At 69.3% G+C, this 16,406-nt stretch carries 15 protein-coding genes and 4 pseudogenes; 15 read left to right on the top strand and 4 right to left on the bottom strand.

The features are described from left to right. Positions 1-21 precede the first annotated feature (21 nt). The 3 genes and pseudogenes from OG611_RS40830 to OG611_RS40035 all read left to right on the top strand — a co-directional run. Positions 22-362, top strand: a pseudogene (locus OG611_RS40830) (transposase); the annotation flags it as partial. A gap of 548 nt (positions 363-910) precedes the next feature. Next, on the top strand, positions 911-1,153 hold the full coding sequence (locus tag OG611_RS40040) for a hypothetical protein (protein ID WP_266431561.1): 243 nt from the start codon (positions 911-913) through the stop codon (positions 1,151-1,153). A 242-nt stretch (positions 1,154-1,395) separates the two neighbouring features. Beyond that, positions 1,396-2,904 (top strand): alpha/beta hydrolase, encoded by a 1,509-nt coding sequence (locus OG611_RS40035; RefSeq protein WP_323180341.1) that lies wholly within the window; start codon positions 1,396-1,398, stop codon positions 2,902-2,904. Between the two features lie 155 nt (positions 2,905-3,059). Here OG611_RS40035 and OG611_RS40030 read toward each other — a convergent pair. Further along, positions 3,060-3,444 (bottom strand): annotated as a pseudogene (locus OG611_RS40030) (ATP-binding protein). A gap of 185 nt (positions 3,445-3,629) precedes the next feature. Continuing rightward, a complete protein-coding gene (locus tag OG611_RS40025) occupies positions 3,630-4,283 on the bottom strand; it encodes a hypothetical protein (protein ID WP_323180340.1) in 654 nt (217 codons plus the stop codon). Between the two features lie 1,157 nt (positions 4,284-5,440). On the opposite strand from OG611_RS40025, the gene OG611_RS40020 reads away from it, so the two are divergent. The 4 genes and pseudogenes from OG611_RS40020 to OG611_RS40005 all read left to right on the top strand — a co-directional run bounded on the left by OG611_RS40020 (position 5,441) and on the right by OG611_RS40005 (position 7,350). Beyond that, on the top strand, positions 5,441-5,779 hold the full coding sequence (locus OG611_RS40020; protein ID WP_266431557.1) for a MerR family transcriptional regulator: 339 nt from the start codon (positions 5,441-5,443) through the stop codon (positions 5,777-5,779). Between the two features lie 247 nt (positions 5,780-6,026). Continuing rightward, positions 6,027-6,230, top strand: coding sequence for a cold-shock protein (locus OG611_RS40015; RefSeq protein ID WP_019072426.1), 204 nt, complete (start codon positions 6,027-6,029; stop codon positions 6,228-6,230). 265 nt (positions 6,231-6,495) lie between these two features. Further along, positions 6,496-6,678 (top strand): annotated as a pseudogene (locus OG611_RS40010) (hypothetical protein); the annotation flags it as partial. 390 nt (positions 6,679-7,068) lie between these two features. Beyond that, complete coding sequence (locus OG611_RS40005) at positions 7,069-7,350, top strand: hypothetical protein (protein WP_266431553.1); 282 nt, start codon at positions 7,069-7,071, stop codon at positions 7,348-7,350. Positions 7,351-7,429: 79 nt separating this feature from the next. Here the strand turns inward: OG611_RS40005 and OG611_RS40000 are convergent, their stop codons facing one another. Further along, positions 7,430-9,724, bottom strand: coding sequence for a zeta toxin family protein (locus OG611_RS40000; protein ID WP_266431551.1), 2,295 nt, complete (start codon positions 9,722-9,724; stop codon positions 7,430-7,432). 369 nt (positions 9,725-10,093) lie between these two features. Here OG611_RS40000 and OG611_RS39995 point away from each other — a divergent pair, with 369 nt between their 5' ends. The 4 genes and pseudogenes from OG611_RS39995 to OG611_RS39980 all read left to right on the top strand — a co-directional run bounded on the left by OG611_RS39995 (position 10,094) and on the right by OG611_RS39980 (position 12,693). Beyond that, entirely contained in the window at positions 10,094-11,083 is a 990-nt protein-coding gene (locus OG611_RS39995; RefSeq protein WP_266431549.1) for a GNAT family N-acetyltransferase, read from the top strand. 100 nt (positions 11,084-11,183) lie between these two features. Further along, positions 11,184-11,660, top strand: coding sequence for a hypothetical protein (locus tag OG611_RS39990; protein WP_266431547.1), 477 nt, complete (start codon positions 11,184-11,186; stop codon positions 11,658-11,660). Further along, positions 11,636-12,028, top strand: a pseudogene (locus tag OG611_RS39985) (transcriptional regulator); the annotation flags it as partial. The gene OG611_RS39990 and the pseudogene OG611_RS39985, both read left to right, overlap by 25 nt. 113 nt (positions 12,029-12,141) lie before the next feature. Further along, on the top strand, positions 12,142-12,693 hold the full coding sequence (locus tag OG611_RS39980; RefSeq protein WP_266431545.1) for a hypothetical protein: 552 nt from the start codon (positions 12,142-12,144) through the stop codon (positions 12,691-12,693). On the opposite strand, the gene OG611_RS39975 is transcribed toward OG611_RS39980, so the two are convergent. Then, positions 12,650-13,441 (bottom strand): IS5 family transposase, encoded by a 792-nt coding sequence (locus tag OG611_RS39975; RefSeq protein ID WP_266431543.1) that lies wholly within the window; start codon positions 13,439-13,441, stop codon positions 12,650-12,652. The two genes, OG611_RS39980 and OG611_RS39975, sit on opposite strands and share 44 nt — an antisense overlap. Before the next feature lie 344 nt (positions 13,442-13,785). Between OG611_RS39975 and OG611_RS39970 the strand changes: the two genes are divergently transcribed. The 4 genes from OG611_RS39970 to OG611_RS39955 all read left to right on the top strand — a co-directional run bounded on the left by OG611_RS39970 (position 13,786) and on the right by OG611_RS39955 (position 16,379). Beyond that, positions 13,786-14,058, top strand: coding sequence for a DUF6225 family protein (locus tag OG611_RS39970; protein ID WP_266431541.1), 273 nt, complete (start codon positions 13,786-13,788; stop codon positions 14,056-14,058). 504 nt (positions 14,059-14,562) lie between these two features. Further along, the gene (locus OG611_RS39965; protein WP_266431539.1) at positions 14,563-15,327 is read left to right on the top strand and encodes a DUF899 family protein; all 765 of its coding nucleotides are present in this window, start codon (positions 14,563-14,565) and stop codon (positions 15,325-15,327) included. A 112-nt stretch (positions 15,328-15,439) separates the two neighbouring features. Further along, positions 15,440-15,613 (top strand): hypothetical protein, encoded by a 174-nt coding sequence (locus tag OG611_RS39960; RefSeq protein WP_266431537.1) that lies wholly within the window; start codon positions 15,440-15,442, stop codon positions 15,611-15,613. Positions 15,614-15,659: 46 nt separating this feature from the next. Beyond that, positions 15,660-16,379, top strand: coding sequence for an IS6 family transposase (locus OG611_RS39955; protein ID WP_266431535.1), 720 nt, complete (start codon positions 15,660-15,662; stop codon positions 16,377-16,379). Positions 16,380-16,406: the final 27 nt, after the last annotated feature.

The following is a 16,406-nucleotide window of genomic DNA, read 5'->3' as shown; positions in this document are numbered from 1 at the left end:
GCCAGGTGCTCGATCATCGGCATCGCCGGCCAGACCTTGATCGAGAAGATCGCGGCCGAACATCCGAGCATCCGCAAAACCTGGGTCGACGGCGGATACCGCCAGCACCTCGTCGAGCACGCCGCCCCCTCGGCATCGACATGCACATCGTCCGACGCGACCCCGCCACCAGGGGATTCACCGTCCTGCCCCGACGTTGGACCGTCGAGAGAACACTCGGTTGGCTCATGAACCACCGCCGTCTGGCCCGCGACTACGAAGCCAAACTCCACCGCTCCGAAGCCGTGATCTACCTCGCAATGATCAACCTCATGACCCGCAGAATCACCGCCGAGTCCACCCCGACTTGGCCTGGCCTATGAATCATACTCAACCCGGCAATCCGGGATGAAACAACAGGAGGAAACGCCCTCAGAGAGGGGTCTGCCGCTCTCAGGCCGCCGATCCCGGTGGTCCACGAGCCCGTTCCAGGGCCGCGTGTCCGGAATCCGGGTGGTCTTGCGCTGCCCGTGCGTCCAGTCCGAGGCCGAGCATCCAGTTCAGCGCGAGCCACGCGGTCTGCAGGAGGAACAGCACCGAGTGTCCCTCCCCTAACCCCTAGGGGCCGGGAGACCCGCGCGCTGGTCCGACAAAGCCGTAAGACAGGAAGGCCGCGCCGAGTGGGCCGACGGGCCGGACTGGTCTGCCACTGTCGCTCCCGAGGAGCTCGCCGCCGACAAGAACTTGGCCACCGATCGGGCGCTCGACCCGCGCCGGTCCACCCGCACCGCCACCCGCGACACGGCCGAATCGATGCAGGCGATCTGGGCCGATCGCACCGGAGCGCTGCTGTCTGCGGGTGGGTGCGGACGGTGGCGAGGTGTCAACTGATCGACACTGCATTGTTGTTGGCCTCCGTCCGCCGGTTTGTGTGGTTGCGAAGAACGGCAGCCCGGTCGGGTTGGTGCGCAACGAGGTCGGCGTCGTCACCCACCCCGGCGGGTGCCGGTACACGGCAACCGTGTTGAGCCGTTCCCGCCCGGACGCCGACGACACGGCAACCGTGTTGAGCCGTTCCCGCCCGGGCGCCGACGACACGGCGATGGGCCGCGCCGTCGGCGCTGCGCCCTCCCGTGCCGTCGCAGCGCTGCGGGCCGGGGTGTCCACGGAGTGACGGCCGGCAGGTGGCCGATCGGCCGCCCACCCTGATTGATGAACGACACGGAGCAGGACTCCAGCAGGACGTCGGTGCGTCGTCGTACGCCGCTAGGTGGATCACGAGTCCGTCCCCGCGTCGTACGAGGTACGGGTGGGGCGGAACAGAGACTGGAGGCAATTCGAGACACTGATTCTGCACAGAGGACTGGCATGGCTCTACGAGGCGCCCGAACGATTTCCGTGCTCACGGTCGGCACGGTGACGACGTTGATGGCAGCGCTCACCCCCGTGACGGCGTTCGCGGCGGGGGATCCGCTCCAGCAGTACGCGCAGCAGGAACTCCGTTGGGAGCGCTGCGATACGGGCGGGCCGGCGACGTTCGAGTGCGCGAAGGTCAAGGTGCCGCTGGACTACAGCGACCCCGGGGGTCAGAAGATCGACCTCGCGATATCGCGGGTAAAGGCGAGCGGTGCGAAGGAGCGGCACGGCGTGCTGCTGATGAATCCCGGGGGACCGGGCGTTCCGGGGCTGACCATGCCCGTGGAGATGGAGCCGCTGCTGCCGGCGGAGGTACGAGAGCGGTTCGACCTGGTCGGCTTCGACCCGCGCGGGGTCGGGCAGAGCGCGCCGATCAGCTGCGGTCTGACGGCCGACGAACAGGCCGTCCAGCACCCCTACACCGCACGGACGTTCGCGAAGGACGTGGCCCTGGCCCGGACGGTGGCCGACAAGTGCTGGGCCAAGGCGGGCGACATGCTGCCGCACCTCACCACCCGCAACACGGCACGGGACATGGACGTCGTCCGGGCGGCACTGGGGGAAAAGAAGATCTCCTACTTCGGGTACTCGTACGGCACCTACCTGGGCGCCGTCTACACGCAGATGTTCCCCCGGCGCTCGGACCGGTTCGTGCTCGACAGCGCCCTCGATCCGACGCTCGCGTGGCGAGGGACGTTCCGGGGGTGGTCGGCCGGGGCCGAACTCGCCTTCACCCGCTGGACCGAGTGGGCCGCCGCCCGCAACGCCACCTACGGTCTGGGTCCGACTCCGGCGAAGGTCCGGAAGACGTACTGGGAGCTCATCGCCCGCGCCGACCGCACACCCGTCCCGTCGAACGGTGGGGCGCTCAGTGGCGGCGCCATCCGTTCCCAGTACGGTGCGTTCGTCGGCGTCAAGACCGTCACCCCGTGGATCGTCGCGTTGAAGGCTTCGGCCGCAGGCGGACCGCCCGCGCCGGCCACGCCGACCGCGTCGGCGGTGACGGCAGCGTCGGCCGAACCGGCTGTCCCCGGCTCCGCCCCGGTCCGGTCCGCCGACGCGGAAGCGTTCGGTGCGGCCGTTCCTGCCGATAACCAGTCCGCCGTCACCTGGGCCGCCTTCTGCGGCGACACCCGCAGCTGGCCGCGCAACCCTGAGCAGTACCGCCGGGACGTGATCCGAGACCGGGCCAAGTACCCGTTGGCCGGAGACCTGGGGGCCACCATTCAGCCGTGTGCGTTCTGGAAGTCGGCGGCAAGGGAGCCGGCCACCGTGGTGAGCAACGACGTCAACGCGCTGATCGTGCAGAACCAGTGGGATCCGCAGGCGACGCTGGCCATGGCGCAGGGCATGCGGCGGGCGCTGCACGGTGCGCGGATGGTCACGGTGGCCGGCGGTGAGGGCCACGGCGTGGTGGTGGCCGGACCGTCCTGCGCGGACGCTGGCGTCACGCGGTACCTGACCACGGGCCGACTGCCCGCGAAGGACCTGACCTGCGGTGGCCAGTGACCTGAGTCGGAGACTCATGGGCGGTTCGCCCGGCTCCCCGAACTCGGCCGGGAGGCCGGCCGGCGCGCCGCAACGGGCGGAATCATTTTCGGAAATGCGTTCACAGCCGGCGACCGCCACTCCCGTCGTGCGGTCGGCGCCGTAGCGTCTTGGCGCTAGCGGGGGAGGAGGGCGCGGACGGTCTTGCCGCCTTGGGGCGTGGGGGTGACGGTGGTGGCGAGGGAGAGGCCGTGGACCATGTGCCAGCCGAACCCTCCGGTGCCTTCGATGAGGTCGGGGTTGCGCATGCGGGGCAGCTGGGGGCCTCGACGGCCACCTCAATGGTGCCGGGGTGCGCGGTCAGGCGCAGCGCGTAGGTTCCGCCGCCGTGGCGCAGGGCGTTGGTGACGAGCTCGGAGACGACCAGGATCACGGTGTCGGCGGCCTCTGCCGCGATGGGCGGCTGCCGGAGGCTGTCGAGGAGGCCCGGGCGCTCGCGCGTGCGCCGGCGACGGATGTCGCGCAGTGGGCGGTGGGGGCGTTGACGCTCATCATGTCCATCAGGGGCACCCTGGTCTATGGATGGTCAATGCCGTTGTGTCTGCCCCGTCCTTGTTCCCGGCCTACGGCGCGTCAACCGCTTCGACGCGGTCCGGCTGATCAAGGGGGAAGCGGGGGGCGGCGCGGACGGCCGCCGACTGGTTGCGCCTGCCGCCTCTCCGCTCCGCCTCCGCGCTGTGGCCCACTCACGTGCCTGGCCGATGGCGGCTCGCCTTCTCGAGGGCGCTCTTGTGTTCTTCGGCGGCTTCGCGGGGCCAGCCTGCGCGGGCGCTGAGGTCGGTCGCCAGCAGCCGGTTGAGGGTGCTGGGGTTACTGCTCTCGGCGTATTCGAGGAGGTGCAGGAGGGCGGTGAGCTCGCCATGGCGGAGGTGCAGGTGGGTGAGGGGGTCGGAGACGCTGGAGGCCAGGGCCTGCCGTACGCGGTTGTCGTAGGCGCGTCTGTGCAGGTCGGCGAAGCGGAGCTGGGGTTCCTCGAACACGCGGGGATGGGCGGGGAGGTAGAGGGCCAGGCTGTCCAGCAGCGTGGGAAAGTGCTGGCGGTAGTGCGGTTGTTCGCTGCTTCCGGCCGTGGCGGGGTCGAGACGGAAGGTGTCGATGAAGGCCCCGACGAGCTGGGGCTCGGGAAGTAGGCCGGCTCCCGGCCACCGGGCACCGGACAGGTACCGGTCCTGTCCGTCGGCGGTGTAGAGACACCAGCCTGACGTGCCTGCCCAGTAGAGCCCGCAGTCGCCGCCGCCGTACTGGTCCTGGAATGTCTGCGCGAAGGAGATGCCGGCCTCGACATCGAGGTCCTGGCCCTCCGTGTCGCGCCAAGGACCGCAACTGTGAATCCCTGTCACCGGAAGACCCGCTTCCAGGAGCCGCTCAGCGACGGCAGCCGCGTAATGGCCCGCCCGCCTCGCGAGCTCAGCGGACATCTGGGGACTGGTTTCGCAAGCCACGGAACTCTCTCTCCACTGTCGGGTCGGACGGCGATGTCGGCGTAGATCCTGCCCGCTCGGACGGGCGTCCGGCGCAACGGGGCGCGACGGCCCGTACCGGCCTCCCATCCCCGGAGTACGGCGGCAGGCGACGCTACGCGGAACGCTCCAACGACATCGCTGCTGGTGGCCGCCCCGGCCGTCCCGTGCCGCGTCTCGGTGGCGCCCGGGTCACGGCGGTGCTGGCCGAGGCCGAATACCTCACTATCGGACACGCGTAAATCTATCGCGGCCGGAGTAGACATTGGGTGGTGGTGTGGTTATGGTTTCTCTCGTAGCCCAGAGAGGCCGCAGGGCCTGGCAGAGATGAACTGCCGGGCAAGCAGGATCCGCAGTACAAGCAATACCTGTAGTTGCAGTGCGCAGGATGGTGCGGTGGTGGAGTTCCGAAGCCAGGGTTGTTGCAGGACGGCGACGGGGCTGACGACCGGACCGGGTGGCCCGCAGTGATCAGGGGCCGCCGTAAGCAAAACCGCAGTTAACGCAGTAGCAGTACCCGAAGTAAGTGCAGTTCGCAGTACCAGCAGTGAAGTAAGTGGAGCAGCACCCCGGTGAAGGCGTCGGCTGCGGGCGCGCGCACCGGGAAGTTCGGCAGTGGGGTTCTAAGCCAGAGCAGATGCAGGATGGGCGACGGGGCTGGCTGCCGAAAGTGTGGCGCTTGGTCAGGCCGCGAGCAGTACCCGCAGTTCGCAGTATCAGCAGTACCGCAGTTCCCTGCAGTAAGCAGTTGATCATCCGAGGGATGAACGGAGGGATTGGGCGCCATCAGGATCGCCCGGACGCCACGCGAGTCCGGGTACCGCAGAACATCGATAGTTGAGGTGGTCTCCGGTCAAACATCCGCGATCCCCGTACTGCCCGTCCCCGATCGGACGGCTCTGCGGAAACAGAAGGCCGGCGCAGTACTAGGGTCGGCAGATGGCGCAGCAGTTCCTTCGGGGCCCTGGTGTCGTACGCACCAGGGCCCCTCCCCGTGGTCCGAACCCTTTCCTCCACCTGTTTCGCAGTGAGGTGCGATGACAGCAGACGATTCGTTCGGCCGTCTCGACGACGACGGCTACCCTGCCTACACGATGGGCCGGGCCGCAGACATGCTCGGCACCACGCACGGCTTCCTCCGCGCCATCGGGGACGCCGGCCTCATCACCCCGCTCCGCTCCGCCGGCGGACACCGCCGCTACTCCCGCTACCAACTTCGGCTCGCAGCCCGAGCCCGCGAACTCGTCGACCGCGGCACGCCCATCGAGGCGGCCTGCCGGATCGTGACGCTTGAAGTCCGGCTTGCGGAAGCACAACGCGTGAACGCCGAACACGGTCGCTCAGGGCCTGAACGGCGCCCGCGTACGGCTGCCTGAGGTGGCGGTCCGCCGTTGCTGTGGGCACGACCGCCTGGTGTGTCGCAGGTGTGACGCACCTCGTTCCCTCTGGTGACAGGCCGTGGGGGGCGTGTAGCGTTTGCGTCAGCTGTCGTGGTTCGGAAGTTCCCCTTTGCCCACGCCGCAGGCGTGGGCGTTTTGCTGTGCTGTGCCGCAGGAACCAGGGCGATCACCTCCGCCTTCCGCAGGGTGCGGGAGGCGTTCATCGACTGGAAAGGCATGAGACATGGCTACGGGAACTGTGAAGTGGTTCAACGCTGAAAAGGGCTTCGGCTTCATCGCCCAGGACGGTGGCGGCCCGGACGTCTTCGCCCACTACTCCGCGATCAACTCCTCGGGCTTCCGCGAGCTCCAGGAGGGCCAGGCCGTCACGTTCGACGTGACCCAGGGCCAGAAGGGCCCCCAGGCCGAGAACATCAACCCGGCCTGACCCTCCCCACCCCGCCCCGGACCGTACGGGCGCCCACAGTCCCGGCTGGAGAGCAGATCCCCGCGGTATCGGCGGGACCCGAGGAAAACCGGATCAGGGCCGCGCAGCAGACGCTGCGCGGCCCTGATCCGCGTCGAGGCCGGTTCGCCGCGGGCTTCAGCGGGGCAGCGTGCGCGCCGGCTGTCTGCTGGGGACACCTGTGAGGCCGGCGGCCGGCCGCCGCAAGGGCCAGACGTGGGCGGCCTGGCTGCGGCCGCCGACCGCGATGAGCGACGCGCGTACGGGCTCCTTCACCGTGGAGGCCGCTGATGGCGCCATCGGGCACGTGGACCGCCAGCAGGACCAGCCCGGCAGGCAGCACCTGGTGGTTGATACCGGCGCGTGGGTGTTCGGCCAGAGCGTGCTGATCCCGGCGGGTGCCGTCACCGTCATCGACACCGAAGCGCAGACCGGCGGTGAGGCGCTTTGATCAGGTGTGCTGGCCGTATCTGGGGATGGTGATGCTTCTGGCCGGTCCTCGGTGAAGAGCTGCGGGGGCTTCTTCTTCACGCGGACGGGCGTTCACGAGCCCAGGCACATCAAAGCCCGAGGCGTGGCGGCGGAGCAAGGAGCCACAGTCGCGGTGACTCCATCGGGTGAGGAAAGAATGCGACACAGGCCGCGCTCGGCGAGGCCGTTCGAGGAGGTCCACCGTAGCCAGACGGGTTACGCCGCGACGGGCCGCAGGCCATGCCACATGCGTAACAGGTGACTGCGGGACCGGGGCTGTAGGGGAGTGCGGGCGCGATATCGTGGAGTCTTCTTATCAGCGGTTTTGTGATCTGGCAGGAGTACCCGCGTGCCCGAGGACCCCATCGCTCACAGCGAGCTGTCAGCGCTGACTCGCCGCTATGAAGAGACTGCGCAGAAGACCGACCGCGAGTTCGGGATCGTCAAGAGCGACCTGACCGCGCTCCGCCTCCAGGTCGGTAATCTCGACCAGAAGGTTGACGGCCTGGGCGAGCGCCTCGATGGGCTGGAGCAGAAGATCGACGGGTTCCTGTCGGAACAGCGCAGTGTGAACGCCACCCTGGTCGAACTGCTCTCGGGTCTCGTCGGCAAGGACACCTCCTCCGGCTGACGCCAGGCCGTCACCGGCACGTGGGCCCCATCGGCCCCGACCAGACAGTGTCTGGTCGGGGCCGATGCGCATGTACGGGTCAATTTCCGTGCAGGTGTTCCTGGCGGGCCTGGACCAGGCCCGCCATGCGGTACGGACGTCGTCTTCGTTCCTGGTCCAGCGGGTGGTCGAGGGTTCCGGCAGGGGCAGGGCGGCCATGAAGTGGGCGATGTCGGTGAAGTAGGCGAAGTCGCCGGTGGCGGTGAGCTCGCGCAGGCGGCTGATGGTGGCGGCCAGGTCCTGGTTCTCGCTGCGGACGGCGTGGTGGAAGGCGAGGGTGAGCTCCACGAAGCGGTGGAGGAAGGGGAGCCCGGCGGCCTCGATGTCGGTGCGCAGGCCGCGGGCGCGGCCGGGGACGCTGTCGGTCCCGGCGTCCTTGATCAGGGCGACGACCTGGGCGAGGAGGGTGTTGGAGCGCTGGTCGAGGCCGTTCAGGAGCTGGTGGGCGAGAGCGAGCTCGTCGCCGGCGCGGCCGGGGTCGGCGAAGGAGAGGGCGAGGGCGAGGCGGACCAGTGTCATGGCGCGCTCGCCGACGGCACTGTGCTGCTCGGCTTCGGCGCGGCCTGGCCCGGGGGATTGGGAGGGCGGCCACGGGCGTGGGGCCGGTCAGTCTCCGCGGCTGGAGGTGGGCGGGCATCAGCGCTCGCGCCAAGCGGGATATCTGCTCCAGGTCGTGGCGGTAGTGCGGGAGCTCGGTGCGCAGGCGGCGCTGGAGGGCCCAGAAGCGTGCCGCCTCCTGGGAGGTGTAGGGGCGGGTCTGCTCGGCGAGCAGCACGCTGGCTGCGGCTGTCGGCCGCGACCAGGAGCCTTGAGGGGTGCGGTCGTTGCGGTAGAGGACGGTTCCGTCGCGCCCCCACACCATGACGGAGTCGGCCACCGGCTCCTGCTCGGCCGCGGCAACCGAGTCGGCGAGCACGGCGAGGTGCCGGTCGTGCCCCAAGGCGGTGGTGAACCGGCCGTGACCGCCCAGCCGGTTGACGTCGGCGCAGCGCCTCGCGGTGCCCTGCCGGGAGTCGGCCGCCCGTACGGCCAGCACCACCAGTTCCACCCGGTAGCCCGCCCGCCGGTAGGCCATCGCGCTTTCCACGAAGGCGGCCGGGCTGCCGGGGGCGACCTCGATGGTCACGTCCCCGCGCCGTTCCCGTACCGCCGCTTCGGCCATCGCCTGCCAGGCCCGGTAGTCCGCCCGGATCCGGTCCCCGGCCGTACGCGGCTCCTCGCGCAGCAGGTCGTAGTAGTCCGGGTGCATCGCCTTGAAGTCGTCGCCGCTGATCCGCGTGGGCCGGCCGCGCAGGGCCCGGCGCAGCACCTGTGCCTGACTGGTCTTGCCGGAGCCGGGCTGGCCCATGACGAATACCGCGACCGGTCGCTCCTGCGGCGTGATGCCCTCCAGGAGCGATGGCGCGATCAGAACGTCCCAGATCCACCGGTGCTCCTCGGCGGAGAGGCGGTGGTAGTCAACGCCCGGCGCCTGCCTCCTCGCCTGCGCGGTACGCCGCAGCGGCTCGGCCAGGGCGGCGGCACGCTCGCCGTCGCGTCGCACTGCCAGGGCCCAGTCCTCGGGCAGCCGGGGATCGTGCGCACGCCGGTCGGCATCGGCGAGCTGGCGGCGGAAAACGCCGGTCTCCGCCGCGTCCCACGGGCGTAACCGCTCGGCCAGCAACGCCTCCCGGGCCCCGACCGGGTGGAGCCACCGGCCGTCGGGGGTGACTTCGTTGGTGTACAGGACCTCGCCCGCGCGCCGCACGACGACGACGCGGTCGGCCAGGCGCCCGGCCTCGATCTCGGCCAGGGTCGTGGGCAGCGCGGCCGCGCAGGCGTCGTGGTTGTCCCACTCCACGTACCGTGCCCGGCCTTCCTCGGCGAGCCGCAGGTACCGGTCCAGCACACCGAGCTGGGACACGGCCTCCGGTACGGCCAGGGCCACCACTTCGATCCGGTAGCCGGCCGCGCGGTAGGCCGCCACCGCGGCCAGCCACCCGGCCGGGTCGGCCAGGGCTTCCTCCGCCACGACGTCGTGCCGGCACGCCCGGGCCCGGGCTTCGACCTCGGCCTGCCAGGCGTAGGTCTCCGGCCGCACCCGCACCCCGGCCGTCCGTACGTCCTCCGCCAGGAAACCGGAGTAGCCGGGGTGAGCGGCCTTGTAGGCGTCCCGTTCCACCCGCACCGCACCGCCCCGCTGCTCCAGGGCTGCGTGTACCAGGTCCATCACGAGTGTCTTGCCGCTGCCGGCCTGTCCGGCCACGAACACAGCCACCGGGTGTTCCTGCGGCACCGCGTCCGCCGTCAGCTCCGACACGATCATCTTGGCGGACAACTCGCCGTACTCCTTCACTGACGTCTCCTGGCCGTGGTTGCGAGAGCGCGCCCCTGCTGTCCTGTCCCAGATAACTGTGGGCAGGGTGGGGCTCTGACCTGTGGTGCCTACGGTTGAGCGGGACAGGTCGGCGGTCGGTGTCCCGCTCACCGTAGGCGGCCGCCTCCAGGGTGTGCATCGCGAAGATCCATCAGTCGACCCGGAGGCGACATGCTCCTGCAGATGAAGTTGAGCGCGAGGTCGTTCACTTCCGCTGACTCATCTCACCGGAAGCCAGGATTCTCCCACCGCCATGGGCGAGTTGAGGAGCGGAAGCTCACAAGGCGCCATGGTGCGGCGGACCGCGCCCACGGTAGGTTCGGTGCGCCGAGAACAGGGGGAATTCACATGACCGGGGTACCACTGCGGGTGGAGATCTTACGGGCGGGCGAGGAACACGTGGAGCAGATCGCCCGGCTCGCCGAGTCACGGAGTCTGAACGGGCCGGACGGCACCCGGGGGCTGGTGGAGGGCGGCTTTCTGGTCTCGGCGTACGCCGAGGCCGACTACCGCGCCCGGCTGGAGGCTGCCGAGCACTTCTATGTCGCGGTCAAGGGCGGGCAAGTGTTGGCGTTCCTGCTGGCCTACAGCTCCGACCGTGTCGAGCCGGACGAATGGCTGAACCGCCGGATCAAGACGGCGCTCGGCAGCTTCCTGGTGATCAAGCAGATCTGTGTGGCCCGGGAAGCGGCGCGGACCGGGATCGCCTCGATGCTCTATTACCACATCCTCGACCAGTGGGACGAGAGCCCCGTGATCGCCGCCGTGGTCAACGATCCCCCCAACGATGCGTCCGCGCACTTCCACCACAAGCTCGGCTTCCAGGAGCTGACCCGACTGATCCCGCCGGACGGGCTGCCCCGGGTGGTGTGGGTGTGGCGCAAACCGCGCGAGGCGATGCTGCACGCCCAATATCAGATCGCGGTGGACCTCTACAAGCACGAGGACAACCTCAACTGGCAGAAGCTGAACAACTTCTTCTACATTACGGCGGGCCTCGCAGCCGCCACCGCCTTCTTCCTCGGCAAGGAGGGCGCGGGCGGCACCCTGGGCAAGGGGCTCGCGATAATCATCGCGATCATCGGCATCGGGGTATCGCTGGGCTTCTCACTGATGCTGCGCTTCGGCCGCCAGTACCTTCTGGCGCGCAAGGAGGCGGTGATCGAGCTCGAGGAGTACATGGCCTGGCACGGCGGCGAGCGGATAGTGAACCGCCGCACCGACGACCCCGGCTCCGCCTACCTGAAGGTCTCCCCGACCGGTGCGATCATGATGCTCCTGCCCGTACTGGTCGCGGTCTGCTGGCTCGCAGTGTTCGGGGTACTGATCGCCGATTGAGTAGCTGAAGCTCTGGGCCAACGCCAACGCCCCCCAAACCTCGCCTTCTGTGATGTGTCACACAACGGACAGCCGGGAGCCCCCGGCGCGTTGAGGGCGCGTGGAGCACACGGAGGATCGGCTCTTCCAGCGATGGCTAACGGAGAGACTTCCCGCCATCGGCGACGCCGACCACCGGCGGCTGCTGGGGCTGTTCGCCGCCTGGCACATCCAGCGCCGTCTGCGCACTCTGGCCGGCCGCGGCCCGCTGACCAGCGACCAGATCAGGCAGGCCTGCGACCAGATCCGCCTCGCGACCTCCTTCCTCAACCACCTCGCCCAACGCGGACGCGGCCTCACCGACTGCACCCAGACCGACGTCGACACCTGGTACGCAGGCGGCTACACCGCCCGGCGCCTCACCCACGCCTTCCTGCGATGGGCGATGCGCTCCCAGCACGCACCCGCCCTCGTAGTCCCGCACCGTTCCACGAGCAAACCCCGCCCCGATCGCCCAGCACCAGCGCCTCACGCTGCTGCGACAGGCCGTGAACCGTGGGGACCTGGAACGCACACCGGAGCCTGCAGTGGGTCCTAGACGCCGTCACCGCCGGCCCGGCCTTCGTCCGCAACGGCCGCATGGACCTCCTCGCCACCAACCAGCTCGCCCGCGCCTTCTACGACGACGTCTACGCCACGGCCGGCAACCAGGCCAACCTGGCCCGCTTCCAGTTCCTCGACCCCACCTCGCGCCGGTTCTACCCCGACTGGGACCAGGCCGCCGACATCGCCGTGGCCATCCTGCGCACCGAAGCCGGCCGCAACCCCCACGACAAGGACCTCCACGACCTCGTCGGCGAGCTGTCCACCCGCAGCGACGACTTCCGCACCCGCTGGGGCGCCCACAACGTCCGCCACCACGGCACCGGCACCAAACGCTTCCACCACCACACCGTCGGCGACCTTAGAAGCTGTTGTCTTTCCGGATGTGATCCCCGCGTTTCCGCTGGTCAGGCGTGGGTTCGGTGATTCGGTGGGAGTAGTGGCCTGTCGTGCTATCGCTCTCCGGGAGGTCGTGGATGCCGTCGGTGGTCGGGCTGTTGGAACAGCGTGAGCTGGGTGCTCGCCGTCGTGTGGACGAGCTGCGGGAGGAGGCCGACCGCATCCAGGCCGAGCTGGCCGTGGCCGAGCGGGAATGGAAGGAGTGGGCCATCGCCTGCTCGCGGGTCGGCGAGGTGCTGGCCCCGGCGGGCGAGAGCGGGCAGGACCACGCCCCGGCCGAGGGGACCGCGTCGGCCGCCGAGGAACAGACCGCAAAAACGTCGCAGGTGCCGGATGCGGCGAAGACGAAATCGCAGGTTCCGATGTGGCGTGAGGGGCTGGCCTGGTCGGTGCTGTCGGTGGACTACCAGCGAATCCTCAAGGTGCTCGCGGACCGGGCACGGCTCCGTCAAGGGCCGCTGACCTGTCAGGAGATGGCCGCGGCGTTCGGCATGGACGTGGTTCCAGCACGGGTGGAGGCGCTGCGGTCGAAGGCGAAGCGCCTGGTCGCGCGCGGCTGGCTGGCCGAGCAGCAGCCGGGCCGGTTCATGCTCGCGCAGGACGTGGCCGGGCCAGGCGGCGGGTCATGAGCAGGGTCATCGACCAGTAGACCATCGCCTCGGCGCTGGTGGTGCGGCGTTCGTAGTCGCGTGCCAGGCGGCGGGTGCGCATCAGGTGGGCGAAGAGGCGCTCGACGATCCACCGCCTGGGCAGCACCACGAAACCACGCATGTCGTTGCTGCGCTTGACGATCGCCAGGACCAGCGCGAGAGCGGTGAGGCAGTACTCGACGAGGCTGCCGGTGTAGCCGCCGTCGGCCCAGACCAAGGCGAGGCGGTGGTGCGCGTCGGCGACTTGTCGCAGCAGGACCCGGGCGGCGGCGCGGTCGCCGGTGTCCGCGGCGGTGACCATCACCCCCAGCAGCAGACCGAGCGTGTCGACCACGACATGCCGCTTGCGCCCGTTGATCTGCTTGCCACCGTCGTAGCCGCGGCTGTCGGCGCCGACGACGGCGTCCGCCTTGACGGACTGCGAGTCGATCACGCCGGCCGTCGGCTCCGCGTCCCGCCCCTCCCTCTCGCGGATCCGTGCGCGCAACCGGTCGTGGAACTCCTTGACCAGGGCGTGGTCGCGCCAGCGGCGGAAGAACGCATAAGCCCGGTCCCACGGAGGGAAATCGGCGGGCATCGCCCGCCACTTGATTCCGTTGTCGACCAGGTAGCGGATCGCATCGAGTATCGCCCGATGGCAATACGCCTCCGGCTGCCCTCCCCGGCCGCGCAGCCAGGCCGGCACCGGCAGTAGCGGCCGGACCACGGCCCACTCCGCGTCCGTCATGTCCGACGGATACCGCCGAACACGTTCCGGGTGATCGGCTGCGTTTCCGAACCGATGGGCGACACAATCACACGACGGGGCAGCCGAGTTGAACTTCACCGGCGCGAGCACGTAGAACTGCGGCAACAGGGTCTCCTGGATCTCGGTTGGCTTCGCAACCCCGAGCTACCAAGAGGCCCTGCCTTCATGCCTGCGGCCAGTTGCGATCACCCGATCGAGACTCCCGTTCGATGCACACACCTCAAGATCGGAACGACAACAGCTACTACCCCGGATCAGCGCTCTGGCCCGGGGTACAGCCGTGTCTCCAGCAGCAACGCCGTCTGATTCGGCACTCTGTGCGCATGACCGACGTCTTTGACCACGCCCCGCAGGTATGGAACGCCGCGCAACTCCGCGAAGCACTCAAGTATCTGCCCGACGACACCCCCATTCACATCGGTGTTGCCGAAGACCCAGGCGACTTCGGCGGGTACCGCGAATCCGTCCTTGTGGACGCCCACCATGTGGAGAACTGGTGGCCGGCCACTGGCACCACGCCCGAACGGGCCGAGAAGGAGAAGGCGCTCACTCTCTTTGCCGACTGGACGCCCGGAGAGTACGACCTGCTCGATTGAACCTGCGAACGTCCGCCCGGTAAGGACTTCCCGGCCGCCGGGTACGGGCCCTGCGATCCCGGACGGGGTGCCGCCGGTAGTGGCGCGTCGCTGCTCGGTAGCCTCCGGGCGGAGGTGGCCCGGCTGGATGAGGCCGACCGGGAGGCGCTGCGGGAGCCGGTGTTCTTTGAGTGACAGGCCGAGAACCTGCGCGGTGTCGGGGCACCCCGGATGCCGTTCCCGTCCTGGAGGCCGACCCGGACGCACAGATGGTCTGGGTTCGCTGGCGGGCAAGTGGCACGGCAACGTACGTCAACCGGGCAGCGGGAAGAGCACCCTGGCACGGAGTCTGGCCAGGCGCCTCAGCCTTCCGGCGATCGATAAGGATGTGATCCTGGAGTCCCTCTACGACTCGCTCGGAGTCGGTGACCATGCCTGGCGAAACAGGCTGAGCAGAGCAAGTGACGACATCATGTTCGCCTCGGCAGCGGACGCCGGCCGGCGAAGGGACGAAGGGACAAGGTCATGACTGATCAGGAGAACAGGACGGCCGACCGCGCGTCGGCGTTGCCGGCGGTGGCCGACCGGGCCACCTTCCAGGCAGAACTGGACAAGCTGCGGGTGCGGGAGAAGGCGCACACCCGGGAAGGTGACGCGATCGCTGCGGCCCGACGGCGCCTGCCCATGGTCGAGGTGGCCGCCGATCTCGAGCTGACGGGGCCCGACGGGCCGGTCACTCTGCTCGAAGCGTTCGAAGGGCGCGGCCAGCTCATCGCCTACTACTTCATGTGGCACCACGGCCACCCCGCGGCCGAGCAGTGCGAAGGCTGCACGTGGGTCACCACCCAGGTTGCGGAGCTGTCCTACCTTCACTCGCGCGACATCACCTACGCGGTCTTCTGCCAGGGCCCCTACGAGGCAAGCCGCCGCTACTGCGACTTCATGGGCTGGGACGTGCCGTGGTACTCGGCAGTCCCCTCCCAGGACGTGCTCCTGGTCGGACGCCATGTCGGCATGATGCACCTCGTGTGCTACCTACGGGACGGCGACCGCATCTTCGAGACCTACTGGACGACCCTGCGCGGCGTAGAGGCCATGGACTACAGCTATGCACTCATGGACCTCACCGTGTACGGACGTCAGGAGCTGTGGGAAGACTCGCCCTCCGGCTGGCCCCGCGTTCAGGGCACGCCCGCCGATCACGTCCGACTGCGGAGCAACGGACGCCCCATCCCTCAGTGGTCACGACTCGAGGGTGGCCGTTCCGACGACCTCACATCGAGGCCCTGACGCTCAAGCGGCCACGCAGGGCCGGGCCCGCGCCGAGGACGATGCCCGATGCCCGGTGGCCGGCCGCCGGGAGCGGAAGGAGGCCCGGCGGACGTACGCCGCACGCTGCGCCGTGGCGAAGACCCAGGAGCTTGCGGAGCAGGCCGGCCCGACGGGTGAGCACGATGTGCCGCGGCCGACGGTGCACCAGTTCGCCGCGATGGACCTGGTGACCTCCGGCGAGCTCGCCGCGGACGAGGTTCGCGACGAGGCGGTCGACTCCGCGGGGCACTGTCACGTTGACTGACTGGGTGGGATGATCTTCTGGTTGGTCATGCTGGGAGGGGTCGTCCGTGGACAGCGCATCGCCGTCGTACAAGGGGCACCGGTACCCGGTCGAGGTCATTGCCCACTGGGTGTGGCTGTACTTCCGTTTCCCGCTGTCGTTCCGCGAGGTCGAGGAGCTGATGCTCGAGCGCGGCGTGGTCGTCTCCCACGAGACGGTCTGCTGCTGGTGTGCGAAGTTCGGGCAGGCCTACGCCAACGGCCTGCGCCGGAGGCGGCCCCGGCCCGGCGACAAGTGGCACCTGGACGAGGTCTTCGTGAAGATCAACGGAGAGCAGAAGTACCTGTGGCGGGCCGTTGACGCCGACGGCAACGTGCTCGACATCCTGGTCCAGTCCCGCCGGGACAAGGCCGCGGCCCGGCGCTTCTTCCGCAAACTGCTCAAGAGAACCTGCTCGGTGCCGAGGGTGATCGTCACCGACAAGCTCCGCTCCTACGGCGCGGCCCACCGCGAGGTCATGCCCTCCGTAGAACACCGCGCCCACAAGGGCCTCAACAACCGGGCCGAGAACAGCCACCAGCCCACCCGCCAGCGCGAACGCGCCATGAAAGGCTTCCGTAGCGTCGGCGGAGCCCAGCAGTTCCTGTCCGCGTTCAGCGGCATCTCACCCCACTTCCGACCACGCCGCCACCTGATGACCGCCCCCGAATACCGCACCGAGATGACCACCCGCTTCGCCATCTGGGACCAGGTCACCGGCGTCGCCGACCTGCCCGCCGCGGCCTGAGCACGGAGCCGGAACCCGACCCCACCA

The sequence above is a fragment of the Streptomyces sp. NBC_01363 genome, assembly GCF_026340595.1.
Classification (GTDB): domain Bacteria; phylum Actinomycetota; class Actinomycetes; order Streptomycetales; family Streptomycetaceae; genus Streptomyces.
The sequence above is the reverse complement of the archived record's forward strand: the minus strand, read 5'-3'. Positions and strand labels throughout refer to the sequence as shown.

Bases quoted from the DNA above. Each gene is read 5' to 3' on its own strand.
- OG611_RS40020 (WP_266431557.1), top strand. From the start codon at position 5,441: ATGACAGCAGACGATTCGTTCGGCCGTCTCGACGACGACGGCTACCCT.
- OG611_RS40015 (WP_019072426.1), top strand. From the start codon at position 6,027: ATGGCTACGGGAACTGTGAAGTGGTTCAACGCTGAAAAGGGCTTCGGC.
- OG611_RS39995 (WP_266431549.1), top strand. From the start codon at position 10,094: ATGACCGGGGTACCACTGCGGGTGGAGATCTTACGGGCGGGCGAGGAA.
- OG611_RS39980 (WP_266431545.1), top strand. From the start codon at position 12,142: ATGCCGTCGGTGGTCGGGCTGTTGGAACAGCGTGAGCTGGGTGCTCGC.
- OG611_RS39975 (WP_266431543.1), bottom strand. From the start codon at position 13,441: ATGACGGACGCGGAGTGGGCCGTGGTCCGGCCGCTACTGCCGGTGCCG.
- OG611_RS39970 (WP_266431541.1), top strand. From the start codon at position 13,786: ATGACCGACGTCTTTGACCACGCCCCGCAGGTATGGAACGCCGCGCAA.
- OG611_RS39965 (WP_266431539.1), top strand. From the start codon at position 14,563: ATGACTGATCAGGAGAACAGGACGGCCGACCGCGCGTCGGCGTTGCCG.